This window comes from Streptomyces sp. NBC_00846 (genome assembly GCF_045207325.1).
Lineage (GTDB): Bacteria > Actinomycetota > Actinomycetes > Streptomycetales > Streptomycetaceae > Streptomyces.
This window is the reverse complement of record NZ_CP108847.1, coordinates 257,886-269,970: the sequence shown is the minus strand read 5'-3', so window position 1 is coordinate 269,970 and position 12,085 is coordinate 257,886. Positions and strand designations below refer to the sequence as shown.

Sequence of the window (12,085 nt, the reverse complement as noted above, 5' to 3'; positions counted from 1 at the left end):
CTCGTTCCCGTCCGGACGCCGTCCTCGGCAACATGTCCAGCCGCACGGGAACGAAAGACAAGAAGGAGACCGGTATGACCACCGCGACCAACAGGCAGCACGGCCCCGTCGCCGCTCCCGCGCCTGTTCGCATCATCCGGGCCCGCCGCATCACCACCCTGGACGGCGCGGCCGACACCCGGGTCCTCGCCACCGTCGGCGAGAGGATCGCCGCAGTCGGCGAGGCAGCCGAGGCGTACACGGCACTGCCGGGCGCCGAGACCGTCGATCTGGGCGACGCCCACCTGGTGCCCGGCTTCCACGACGCGCACTGCCACCCCATGGAGGTGGCCAACGCCGCTCTCCGCCTCGACCTGGGCGCGGGCGCCGGAACCCCTCGGGAGCGGCTCGCGGCACGCGTGGCCGCCACCGAGCCGGGCCGATGGATCGTCGCCCAGGGCTACAACCCCGCCACCGACCCCGACGGCCGCCTCGATCGCACGGCGCTCGACGCGATCACCACCCGCCACCCGCTCCTGGTGATCCACTTCTCGTTCCACATGGCGGTCGCCGGTTCCGCGGCCCTGATGCTGACTGATCTGCACGACGGCAGCGGCCCCCAGACCGGCGGCGACCTGGGCCGCGACACGACGGGCCGACTGGACGGCTGGCTCTACGAGCGGACCTGGTTCGACCAGCTCTACCGTGCCTCCGGCGAACCCGCCCTGCTGCCGCAGGCAGCGCCCGAGGCCCTGCTCGAACCGCTGGCCGACGTCTTCACCGCCTACCACGCGGCCGGCATCACCTCCGTCTGCGACGCCGTGACCACCCCGGCCGCACTGCGCACCTATCAGCACATGCGCGAGCGCGGCCGGCTGACCATGCGGGTGGGCGCACTCCTGTGGCATCGCTACGCGGACGCCCTGCGCCACGTGGGCCTGCACGCCGGATTCGGTGACGAGTGGCTGCGCATCGTCGGCGTCAAGATCATCATGGATGGCGCGCTGGCCGGGGGCACCTGCCTGTGCCGCGACCCCTACCCGGCCGAGACCGGGTCCGACAACGGAATCCAGCTCCTGGACGAGACCGAGCTCGCCGACGCAGTTCTCGCCCTGCACGCGGCGGGCTTGCGCGTCGGCGTGCACGCCAACGGCGACCTGGCCGTCTCCCAGGTCCTCGACGCCATTGAGGCGGCCCGCGCCGCCCACCCCGAGCAGCGGATCAACCACCGCATCGAGCACTGCTCCCTCGTCGACGAGAAGCTGGTCCAGCGGATCCACGCCGCAGAGGTCACCCCTGTGCCGTTCGGCGCATTCGTCCACGGGCACGGCTCCAAGCTGCGCCGCTACTACGGTGACGCGCGCGCCGCACGGGTCAGCGACCACCGCTCCTTTCTGGACGCCGGCGTCGTCGTCGCGGGCTCGTCCGACCACCCGGCGGGTCCCCTCGAGCCGCTGCTCGCCCTCCAGACGATGGTGACCCGGCGCACCAGCGAGGGCGATGTCCTCGGCGCCGACCGGGCCCTGACGGTCCGTGAGGCTCTAAGCGTCTACACCGCCGGCTCCGGGCACGCCACAGGCGAGTCCCACCTCAAGGGCCGCATCGCTCCCGGATACCTGGCTGACTTCACCGTGCTCGGCCAGGACCTGTTCGCCACCGACCCCGACGCCCTCGCGGCCGTTCCGGTGCGCTCCACGTGGGTAGGCGCCCGTCAAGTCTGGTCGAACGACATCGCGTGATCGCCACGGTGGCGCGCGGGACGGGCAACGTGTTTCCCACCCACTTTGCCCGCATGGGCAGATCTCTCGGTGTACGTCATCGCGCGCCGCCGGGCGGGAGGGTGAAGGGCCGGACGGCCCTTGTCCAAGGGCCACCGAGCCCTGCTCCGTGCGAGCAGGGCTGGAAGGTGAGGCGCTTCCAGCCAGCGGCTATGTCCAGCCCCGTCGTGGAACCCGCAGACCCTGGAAATCAGGTTGCGCGCTCCACCGCGATCGGGCCACGGCCCCATTTTCGGTCTCCGAGCGCTGCCTGAGCTGTACTGAGACTTGCGGAGCTCCCGCGCAGGATCAGGGAAGGGGCGCGCCATGGACCCCGATCAACAGTCGCTGCCGCCCCGCCTGCATCCGCATACAGCCGCCGGGCCAAGCCGCGTCACCGGGCAGCTGCACATGCCGGCCCGCGCCCAGCAACGGTTGGAGGGCCTGCTGCGCGCCGTGCCGGCGATCAGCCGGGAGCTGGAGCCGCCCGTGGTGCTGCAACTGCCTCGACGCGGGTCCGGCTGGAGTGCTTACGGCGTAATCAGGCGTCGAGTCGCGGGCTCCGCATCAACTTTGCCGCCCCGAGATGGTGGACGCGATACCGGGTGAGGCCCTGGGCGGCGAGCGCCCGGCGCAGCGCCCTGCTGGTTCCGGCGGCACGTGGGCCGCCGGCATCCTGGCCCTCCCGGTGCGTGCCCGGACTGCGAGGCCGGGACGGCGCGGGTCCGCGGCTACCACGAGCGCACGGTCGCGGATGCTCCGGTTGATGGTCGCCGGGTGGTGGTCCGGGTATGTGTGCGGAGTTTTACAGGGATGATCCGGGCTGCAACAGAGCGATTACCACCGAAAGCGACAAGGAGGTTCCGGTGTCGCGCGCCAGCCCCCTTATCCACCCCTCTTGAGGGAAACTTGAACGGCCCGAAACCTGGGCGCGTCACCGCAGGTCAGCGCCGTGGCGACGAGAATCCCAAGAATTTCCCGTCGATAGGGGGTCACCCCTATTTTGCGGCGGGGGTGCACTCCGCTCCCTACCGTCGCTGGGCTTCTGACAGAGGCAGTCGTTAGGGTCGGCATCGTGACTGATGCCGTGAGGGTCGAAGACCTGGTAAAGAAATATCCGAACGGTCCGGTACCCGCAGTGGACGGCCTGAGTTTTTCCGTGTCGCACGGAGAGGTCTTCGGTCTGCTCGGACCGAATGGAGCCGGCAAGACCACGACCGTGGGAATCCTGACCACGCGGGTGCTCCCCACCTCGGGACGTGCCATGGTCGATTCGGTGGACGTGGTGGCGGAGTCCGCCCGGGCGCGCAGGGCGCTGGCCGTCGTGCCGCAGCGCAACAACCTGGACCGGTCTCTGACCGTCCGTCAGAACCTGCTGTTCCACGCGGCCTACCACGGGGCCCGCTCCGCCGCGCGGAAGCGGACGGCGGACCTCCTCCTGGAGCGGATGGGACTGAAGGACTTCGCTGACGCCCGTGTCGACTTCATGTCCGGCGGTCAGGCTCAGCGGGTGATGATTGCGCGGGCGCTGATGCACCGGCCCTCTGTGCTGTTCCTCGACGAGCCGGCGACGGGACTCGATCCACAGGCACGACTGTTCGTGCACGAACAGATATCCGAACTCCGCAACGACGGGGTGACCGTGGTGCTCACCACCCACGACATGGACGAGGCCGAGAAGCTGTGCGACCGCGTCGGCATCGTCGACCACGGCAAGCTCATCGCCCTCGACACGCCCGCCGCGCTGACCCGCACCCTCCCCGGCAGCAGCACCTTGACCGTCACGCTCCGCCTTTCCGACAGCACCACCGCCGAGGACGTCACGCTCACGCTCGCGGGTGCTGACGGGGTGGAGCGGGTGGAGCGCCTTCCGGCGGACCCCTCGGGCGCGGACGAGCAGTTCCGGCTCTATACGGCCCTTGCCCCAACCGCTGTGCTGCCGGGCGTCATCAAGGTGCTCGAGGGCGTCAGCTGCGAGGTGAGCGACATCGCCATCGGCAGACCGAGCCTCGAGGACGTGTTCATCCATTTCACCGGTCGGGAGCTCCGTTGACCAGCATGCTTGAAACGCCGAGCCGTCAGGGCGGCGACGACGCGGCGCGCGGGCCCGGCTCCGCGCGCGTCTTCATGGCCGTCTTCTGGCGCGACCTGTTCGTCACGGGCCGCGAACTTCCCTCGTTCCTCGCGCAGGTGGTTCTCCAGCCGCTCTTCACCCTCTTCATCCTGGGCAAGGTTTTGGGTGACCTCGGTTACGTGGGCGCCGAGTTCGAGCAGGTACTGCTGCCGGGCGTGGTGGCTCTGGCCGCGTTCATCGGGGCCTTGCAGAACACCGCCCTTCCGCTGGTGCTGGACTTCTCCTACACCAGGGAGATCGAGGACCGGCTCCTGGCACCGCTGCGTCTGGAACTGGTCGCGGTCGAGAAGATGCTCTTCGGCGCCGCGCGTGGAGTGCTGTCGGCCGTGCTGATGATCCCGATCGGCATGCTCATCCTGGACGGGGTGGACTGGCCGTTGAGCGCTGTGCCAGGGATCGCCGGAGTGATCCTGCTGGGATCTCTGGTGGGTGCGGCGATCGGAATGACCCTGGGCACCTTCGTTCCGCCGCAGCGGATCGAGATCATGTTCGCGGTGACGCTCACTCCGTTGATGTTCACCGGCGCCACGCAGTTTCCCTGGCTCGGTCTCGAAGCGATTCGGTGGTTCCAGGTAATTTGCGCGGTCAACCCGCTGACATACTTCAGCGAAGCACTGCGCGCGTTGCTGCTGGCGGACGGCAGCGTCGAGTCGCTGCCGCTGTGGATCTCCCTTCTGGTCCTGGGCGCGGCACTCATCGGCTTCGGTTTCGCCGGCGTCAAGGGCTTCATGAAACGCGCGCTCGACTGACCGGTCGAGCGGAGCGCGGTGGCTGGCGGAACCTGTGTCCCCCGGGGGCTGGTCACTCCTCGTGCACGTGGGCCGTCATGCGCGGGCCGGTCTCCTGCCGGCTCCGCGCATGACTTACTCGTCTTTTCCAGCACGGCCGGCTGCTTCGGGTTGTGCTGCCGGCGCACGTACCGTGTCGCGCTGCTGCTTCGCAGTCGCCGCGACCGTCCGTGGTGCTGCCGCCCCGCTCCGGGTCACCGCCGGCGGCGTGTGCCGCAGTGGGTGCTGGGAGTTCAGGGGGTTCAGGGGCCCTGCCGCCGGATCCCGTTCAGACCACGATCGCAGTCAGGAGCAGGCCGCGCTGCACACGCCACAGCCCGGTGAACCCGCTGAACGGCCCGGGCACGAGCAGCTCGGCGTGGAACGTTCCGGCGTCCGGGTCGAACTCGATGCGGGCGGCGTCGAAGCCGATGAAGACGCGGGCCACCGGGTACCAGGCCTTGTAGACCGACTCCTTCGCGCTGAACAACAACCGGTCCCAGTTGGGCGCGGCGGGATGCGCCGGTAACGCGGCCAGCATCTTCAGTTCGGCGTCGAGCGCCACCGCCTCGGCCACGCCATCGGGCAGCGGTGCGTCCGGCTCGGCGTCGATGCCGATGGTCAGCGCGTCGTCGCGGCGGGCCACGGCGGCTCCGCGGTAGCCGGCGCAGTGCGTGAGGCTGCCGACGATGCCATCCGGCCAGACCGGCGCACCCCGCTCCCCCGGCAGGACCGGGACGGGCGGCAGGCCGAGGCGGCCGAGCGCCCGGCGGATGCAGGCCCGTCCGGTGGCGAATTCGCGCCGGCGTCCTTCGACGGCGCGCGCCGCCGTCGCGGCCTCCTCCGGGAACAGGTAGGCGTCTGCCAGGTCCCCGAACTCTTCGGCGGTCGCGACCATGTCAGGCAGAATATCGAGCATGCGCCCCTCCCTACCGGTCCGCCGACGCCGCGTTCGTCCCGGGCAGGACCACCGGGCGCAGCACCGGCGGCGGTGTGCCGCGGCGTTTCCATTCCCGCGGGTATCCGAGTGACACCTCCTGGAACAGCACGCCGTCCCGGGTGATGTTGCGGGGTATGTGCAAGTGTCCGTAGACGACCGTCGCGGCCCGGAACCGCAGGTGCCACGAGGCGGTGCGCTCGGTGCCGCACCACTGCGCGAACTCGGGGTATCGCAGGACGTCCATGGGGTCCCGGATGAGCGGATAGTGGTTGACCAGGACGACGGACTGCTCGGGTGCGCACGCGGCGAGGCGGCGCTCGGTGTACTCGACGCGCTGCGAGCACCACGCCTCACGGCTCGGATACGGGTCGGGGTGGAGCATCGACTCGTCGGTGCACACGACTCCGGTGGAGTACGCGTAGGCCAGCGACTCGGCCTTCGTGCGCGTTCCGGGTGCCCGGAAGGAATAGTCGTACAGCACGAACAGCGGCGCGATCAGGAGCGGACCGCCGCGTCCAGTCCACAGGGGATATTCGTCCTCTGGTGTGAGGACGTCGAGGCGGCGGCACATCTCCACCAGCTCGCGATAGCGGTGCTCGCCGCGCAGCCGGACGGGATCGTCGGGGTGCGTCCACAGTTCGTGGTTCCCGGGCACCCAGACGACCTTGGCGAACCGCGAGCGCAGCAGCCCGAGGCACCATTCGATGTCGGCAAAGAACTCCCCGACGTCGCCGGCGACGATGAGCCAGTCGCCCGGGTCTGTGGGGCGGATGCGCTCGACGAGTTCGCGGTTCTCGCGATAGCCGACGTGCAGATCGCTCAGCGCATACAGGGTCGGTGGCACCATGGGTTCCTCAGCCACTACGCGGCGCGCAGTGGCGTAGTGAGCGCCGGATCCTGGTCGAGGATTGCGCGGTACCGGCGCTGGACCTGCAGGCCGGGCTGCAGGCCGAGGTCGTCGCGGAGGCGTTGGCGCAGCCGGTGGAACACCTCAATCGCGTCAGCCTGCCGGTCGGCCCGGTAGAGCGCGAGCATGAGCAGGTCGTGCAGCCCCTCGCGCAGCGGATGCTGGGCGGCCAGGCTCTCCAGTTCGGAGGCGACCGCGCGCTCGTCGCCGAGGGCCAGCCGCGCGGCCATGAGGTTCTCGTGCGCGGCAACGCGGCTGTCGTTGAGCCACAGCGCCGCGGACCGGCAGCGCGCGCCCGGACCGGCGTCGAGCAGGACCGGCCCCCGCCACAGACGCAGCGCCTGTTCGAGGTGCTCGACTGCGGCCTGCGGGTGGTCGGCGACGCGCTGGGCGCCGCTGGAAGCGAGGCGGTGGAAGCGTTCTGCGTCGATCGCGTCGGGGCTCAAGTCCAGCAAGTAGCCTTGGCTCACCGTCTGCAGCGCGTCCGGACGGCCGGCGTCCTCCAGCAGCCGGCGCAGCCGGGCGATGTGGGCCTGCAGGGTGTTCTTGGTGGTGCGCGGCGGGCAGTCGTCCCACAGTTCGTCGGCCAGATCCTGGCAGGACACGACGGAGCCGGCGTTGAGGGCGAGCAGTGCGAGGATGGCGCGCACCTTGGTTCCGCCCACCGGGAGACGACTCTTCCCGATCACCGTCAGCGGGCCGAGAATTGCTATTTCCATCAGGACTCTCCGCCTGGCCATCGTTGTCAGTGGTATGCCGACGAATGATCGACGAAGCCCATGCTTGCCGGAACCGTACAGCATCGTCAAGCAGTCATTGCCCCGTATATCCACCAGCCGACCCCACTGCTTCCCGCCCCCGGTCTAGGGGTTGCCCCGGGATCGCCCATCGCTTTCCGCGGGCCGCTAGGGGTTTCAGACCATTGTGCCGACGGAAGCCGTCGGGTTAACGTGGCCGCTCATGCCGGGACGACGCCAGCCGAATGTTCAATAATGACCGGTATAATCGAGACCATCGGATTACATAAGTCCTGCAAAGGCAAATACTGCGGACAGACTGGCGACCTGGGAGTTCTCGATCCGTCCGGCGGTGCCGGTGTACTGGCGCTGGACCCCGACGGTGCGGATGCCCTTCTTCACGTCGCCGGTCTCGTCCACGACCAGCACCGCCGCCTCGTCATGAAGATGTTCGACGACGTACTCGCGCACGTCATCACGCACGGCATCAGCGTCCCAGGACGCGCGGCACAGCAGGTGCTGCATACTGTGCGGAGTCTTCTCCCCGGCCCACTCCGCGATCGTCCAGCAGTTCTTGCGCGGCAGGTCAGACAACAGCCCCAGCACCAACCGGCTGGCCCTCAAACGGGGTTCGACCCGGGCGAATCGGCCCGCGATACGGCCCATGGCCACCTCGAACGCCTCCCGCCAACGACCGGGATCTATGCTGTGACCTGCGGCCACCGTCTCTTCGTAAGTCCACACAACTCACGCAACGGTGGCCGCACCCGTTCCCAGACCGCCCCACCAGCCAAGTCTGAGATGGACCAACATCGCATGTGCGGCATCCATCGCTGATGCCGCAGTATCCGCCACTTCCGTGGGCCCCGCGAGGGAGGGATCCATGGCCAGCTTGGTCATAGCGGCTCTGGTGGTCTCGCTCTCCTTCATCAGGTCTTCGAGAAGCCCTCTATCAACCCAGGAATCGGCAAACGGCTCGCCCCGACCCTCCTGGGCATCGAGCCACAACTGCTCCGCGGCGCATCCGTCCCGGTTGATCCAGTAGGCGGGATCGCGATGGCCCGCCCCGACGACAGCTTCTCCCGGAGCGCGGGCGAGCCGTGTCCAGCGCAGAGCTGCGCAGCCGTCTCCGGCCGGGCCGGGAATTTTCTCCCTCGCGTACGCAGGTGTGAGACAGCATGCACGGCACATCGCCACGCAGGTCGTTCGACGGCTCCGCCGGGTTCGTCTTCCGCTACCCCGACACCAGCTCCACTCCTTCCTTGAGACGACGTGACGGTACTGCCGCGATCTGCGGCATCACAATCAAGCGATGGCGGCCGTCGACCGGGCGGACTCGGCAGCTCGGTCTTGGCGGACCCGGTCGAGTTGGCGGGAGTAGAGGGAGCGGAAGAGGACCGTGTACGTCAGGCCGCCGACGAGTGGGCCGAGCAGCGCGGACACGTCCGCTCCGTTCAGCGCCGACGCGACAGGCCCGACGTACAGCGAGTTGAGGCACAGCAATGCGGTGCCGGTGCCGAGGAGTTGGGCGGCAAGCCCGGCCACGTTGATGCCGTCGTGGTACCAGTAGGCGCTGGTGGGGGTCTCATTGTGCAGCCCGGGGCCGCGGTAGTGGTTCCGGCGCAGGATGACGTCGGCGACGCTGATCGCGAGGCCGGGGCCGAGGACGGCGACGGTGAGTTCGAGGATGTCGTTGAGCGCGTCGAGGAAGTCGGTGATGAACAGCGCGTAGACGGTGATGGCGGTGGCAGCGAGGCCGTCGAGCAGGACTGCGGCCCACTGGCTGATGCGGACGCCCACGGCCTGCAGGGCGAGGCCGGAACTGTACGTGGTGAGGATGTTGTTGGCGACGGAACCGAGGACGATGGCCAGCAGGAGCAGTGGGTAGAACCAGCCGGGCACAATGTCTTTGAGTGAGGTCTGCGGGTCGGTCATGTCGACGGCAGTGCCGGCGAGTACGCCCACGAGGCTGAGCAGGACGGTCGGTACGAAGCCGCCCAGCGTCGTCCACCATGCCACGGCTCGCGGGGACGCGTCGGCGGGCAGGTAGCGGGCGTAGTCTGCGCCGCTTCCCCACGACAGCGGGACGGACGCGATGATCGCGAAACCGATCAGTAGTGCGGCCCCGAGGTCGGCGCCGTGTGGTGCCCCTTCGGGGACATGACCGGGTTCGGCGTGCGCGACGACGAAGCCGGCCAGCAGCACCAGCATGACCGTCAGCGTGGCGGTGAACAGCGGGCTGAGGCGCAAGATGAGGGCGTGGCCGTAGACGCTGACGAGCAAGGTCGTGCCGGCGAGTACGGCGACCACGACTGCCTCGACCGTGGTCGTGACCGTCATGCCGAGGTAGTCGAGCAGCGCGAACCCGGCCAGCGACCCCAAGCCGAGATTGACCGCCGCATACGCGACGCACACCGACCAGTTCGTGGCCAGCGAACCGACCCGGTTGCCGCGGATGCCGTAGGTCGCGCGCGTCAGCACGCTGCACGGGGTGCCGGACACCGGGCCGGAAATGGCGAGGATGCCGTTGAACGCCCAGAAGAGGTTGCCCACCACGATGACGGCGAGGCTCTGCCACAGATCGAGGCCCAGCAGAACGAGGGAGCCGCCGAGGACGACCGACAGGAAGTTCACATTGGCGCCGGCCCAGACGAAGAGCATGTCCCGGGGCTTGCCGTAGCGCTCGCTTTCGGGGATGTGCTCGATGCCGTATGTCTCTACGTGGGCGGCGGGCGGGTGCTGCGCGGTGCCGGCGGTGGTTCCGGCGGATTCGGGCGTGATCACAAACGGTCCTTCCAGGCTCGGGAGGCGGACGGGCGGTAAGGAGGGAGCGCGTCCGCGGTGCAGCCATGGCGGCCCGGGGTTCGAGAGCCGTGGCGGCCGGGTGACGCCGCACGACGTCTCCGGCCGCCACGTTCATCACTGGGTCCTGCTCACTTCGCCGCGGTGCCGCGCCCTTCGAGCAGCGGGCGGGCCGGCTGCCAGGTGTCGCCGCGGCGGCGGGCCGCGATCCCGGACAGGGCTTCGAGCACGATCCGGTTGGCGAGCATGGCGGTGATGTCCGCGTGGTCGTACGGCGGCGACACCTCGACTACGTCGATGCCGACGACCGGGAGTTCGAACGCCAGACGCCGGACGGTGTCCAGGAGCTGTCGGGACGTCAGGCCGCCGGGCTCGGGGGTGCCGGTGCCCGGCGCCATGCCCGGGTCGACCACGTCGACGTCGATGGACAGGAACACGCCGTCGCACTCGTCGAGCGCGATGCCCATGGCCTCCTCGACGCACACGTCGAGGCCGCGGGTGACGATCTCGCTCATCTCGTACGAGCGCATGTCCTGGTCGGCCATCCAGTCCAGCGTCTCGGCATCGGGCCAGTAGCCGCGCAGGCCCATCTGGAGGAAGCGGTCGCCGCGCACGGCTCCGGACTCCAGCAGGCGGCGCATCGGTTGGCCGTGCCCGTGCAGGTGGCCGAACTCGATGTGCGCGGTGTCCGCGTGCGCGTCGAAGTGGATGACCGACACCCGGCCGAAGCCGTGGTGGCGGGCGACGCCGGTGATGTCCGGCAGCGCGATGGTGTGGTCGCCGCCGAGTACGAGCGGGATCGCACCGGCGGAGGCGATGGCGTGCACGGCCTTCTCGATCGCCTGGATACTGGTCTCGATGTCGCCCGCGAACATCTCCACGTCGCCGGCGTCCAGGACGCGAAGATCCGCGAGTGCGTCCACGCGCAGCGGCAGCGACGGGCGCGAGGCATCGGGGGCGAGGTAGTCGGTCGACCGGATCGCCTGCGGGCCGAACCGGGTGCCCGGGCGGTGGCTCACGCCCCCGTCGAAGGGGGCGCCGACGATCACGACGTCGGCACCCCGGTAGGTGTCCGGCTCGTCGAGGGTGCAGGTCTCGACTCCGTGGAACGTGATGTCCGGGCCGAACATCGTGCCGTAGCGACTCATGGTGCTCTCCTTGCACAAATCGCTGACTTTAAAGTCAGCATCAGGTGGGCTGACTTTAAAGTCAGCGAGTCGGCCGCGGCAAGAGGTGTGCAAGGATCGAATCCGTGAACAAGGCAACCGGCACCACCGCACCGACCGGCAAGAGCGCCGCCCCCGGCGAGGTCACCGGTGGCCGCGACGGCATCCTGCAGGCCGCGGTGGAACTCATCGCCCGGGACGGGTTCGACGGCGTCCGCATCGCCGACATCGCGGCCCACGCCAAAGTCTCCACCGCCTTGGTGCACTACCACTTCACCGGCCGCGACCGGCTGCTGACCGACGCGCTCACCTACTCGCTCACCCGCGCCGAAGCCCGACTGGAAGGCCGGACGCAGAGCTCCGACCGCGAAGCGCCGGCCGAACGCCTCGCCGACCTCATCGACTTCGGACTTCCGCTCACCCACGACGACGTCCTCGAATGCCGCCTGTGGAGCGAGCTGGAGATCCGCTCCACCGGGTCCGGCGAACTCACCGCCGCCCTCGCCGAACTACGCCACCGCGTCCTGGCCCCACTCATCGCCGCCATCGAAGACGGCCTGGACCGCGGCGACTTCCACCACTGCGCCCCCCACGACGTGGCCACCATCGCCATGGCCCTCCTCGACGGCCTGACCAACCGGCTCCTCACCGACCCCGGTTCCCTGTCGCTCGACGACGCCCGCCGCCTGGCCGGACACCAGCTCGCGCTCGCAGTCGGCTATCGCGGCACCCTCCCCTTCCAGCCCCTCCCCAACCCAGGCCAGCCACCGCCCCAGCCCCCGCCCAACCGGGCGACCCCCCGCCGCCGCCGCGCACCGCGAGCCCCCTCACATCCGACGAACACCTGAGCACCCCACCCACCGCACACGCCAGACCCACGACCTGCGGTGCCTCGC

Annotated in this window: 9 protein-coding genes and 2 pseudogenes; 5 read left to right on the top strand and 6 right to left on the bottom strand. The window is 69.5% G+C overall.

Translation table 11 applies throughout. The features are described 5' to 3' along the window. The first annotated feature begins 74 nt into the window (after positions 1-74). The 4 genes and pseudogenes from OG936_RS38505 to OG936_RS38490 all read left to right on the top strand — a co-directional run bounded on the left by OG936_RS38505 (position 75) and on the right by OG936_RS38490 (position 4,619). Positions 75-1,718 carry an amidohydrolase gene (locus tag OG936_RS38505; RefSeq protein WP_331755261.1) on the top strand — a complete coding sequence of 548 codons (1,644 nt, stop codon included), beginning with the start codon at positions 75-77 and terminating at the stop codon, positions 1,716-1,718. A 678-nt stretch (positions 1,719-2,396) separates the two neighbouring features. Next, a pseudogene (locus OG936_RS38500) lies at positions 2,397-2,537 on the top strand (transposase family protein); the annotation flags it as partial. Positions 2,538-2,811: 274 nt separating this feature from the next. Then, a complete protein-coding gene (locus OG936_RS38495) occupies positions 2,812-3,789 on the top strand; it encodes an ABC transporter ATP-binding protein (RefSeq protein WP_331755259.1) in 978 nt (325 codons plus the stop codon). A gap of 5 nt (positions 3,790-3,794) precedes the next feature. Next, positions 3,795-4,619, top strand: coding sequence for an ABC transporter permease (locus OG936_RS38490; RefSeq protein ID WP_331755424.1), 825 nt, complete (start codon positions 3,795-3,797; stop codon positions 4,617-4,619). Between the two features lie 307 nt (positions 4,620-4,926). Here the strand turns inward: OG936_RS38490 and OG936_RS38485 are convergent, their stop codons facing one another. From OG936_RS38485 to speB, 6 genes and pseudogenes are all read right to left on the bottom strand, one after another. After that, positions 4,927-5,556 (bottom strand): 4'-phosphopantetheinyl transferase superfamily protein, encoded by a 630-nt coding sequence (locus tag OG936_RS38485; RefSeq protein ID WP_331755258.1) that lies wholly within the window; start codon positions 5,554-5,556, stop codon positions 4,927-4,929. A gap of 10 nt (positions 5,557-5,566) precedes the next feature. Continuing rightward, the gene (locus tag OG936_RS38480) at positions 5,567-6,424 is read right to left on the bottom strand and encodes a metallophosphoesterase (RefSeq protein WP_331755257.1); all 858 of its coding nucleotides are present in this window, start codon (positions 6,422-6,424) and stop codon (positions 5,567-5,569) included. 14 nt (positions 6,425-6,438) lie between these two features. Next, positions 6,439-7,203, bottom strand: a complete 765-nt coding sequence (locus OG936_RS38475) for an AfsR/SARP family transcriptional regulator (protein WP_331755256.1) — start codon at positions 7,201-7,203, stop codon at positions 6,439-6,441. Positions 7,204-7,542: 339 nt separating this feature from the next. Beyond that, positions 7,543-7,887 (bottom strand): annotated as a pseudogene (locus OG936_RS38470) (transposase); the annotation flags it as partial. Between the two features lie 639 nt (positions 7,888-8,526). Further along, on the bottom strand, positions 8,527-10,005 hold the full coding sequence (locus OG936_RS38465) for a cytosine permease (RefSeq protein WP_331755255.1): 1,479 nt from the start codon (positions 10,003-10,005) through the stop codon (positions 8,527-8,529). Between the two features lie 149 nt (positions 10,006-10,154). After that, the gene (gene speB / locus OG936_RS38460) at positions 10,155-11,171 is read right to left on the bottom strand and encodes an agmatinase (protein WP_331755254.1); all 1,017 of its coding nucleotides are present in this window, start codon (positions 11,169-11,171) and stop codon (positions 10,155-10,157) included. A 104-nt stretch (positions 11,172-11,275) separates the two neighbouring features. On the opposite strand from speB, the gene OG936_RS38455 reads away from it, so the two are divergent. Next, the gene (locus tag OG936_RS38455) at positions 11,276-12,037 is read left to right on the top strand and encodes a TetR family transcriptional regulator C-terminal domain-containing protein (protein WP_331755253.1); all 762 of its coding nucleotides are present in this window, start codon (positions 11,276-11,278) and stop codon (positions 12,035-12,037) included. Positions 12,038-12,085 lie beyond the last annotated feature (48 nt).

Coding starts and splice junctions, on each gene's coding strand:
- OG936_RS38505 (WP_331755261.1), top strand. CDS start 75: ATGACCACCGCGACCAACAGGCAGCACGGCCCCGTCGCCGCTCCCGCG.
- OG936_RS38490 (WP_331755424.1), top strand. CDS start 3,795: ATGCTTGAAACGCCGAGCCGTCAGGGCGGCGACGACGCGGCGCGCGGG.
- OG936_RS38485 (WP_331755258.1), bottom strand. CDS start 5,556: ATGCTCGATATTCTGCCTGACATGGTCGCGACCGCCGAAGAGTTCGGG.
- OG936_RS38480 (WP_331755257.1), bottom strand. CDS start 6,424: ATGGTGCCACCGACCCTGTATGCGCTGAGCGATCTGCACGTCGGCTAT.
- OG936_RS38475 (WP_331755256.1), bottom strand. CDS start 7,203: ATGGAAATAGCAATTCTCGGCCCGCTGACGGTGATCGGGAAGAGTCGT.
- speB (WP_331755254.1), bottom strand. CDS start 11,171: ATGAGTCGCTACGGCACGATGTTCGGCCCGGACATCACGTTCCACGGA.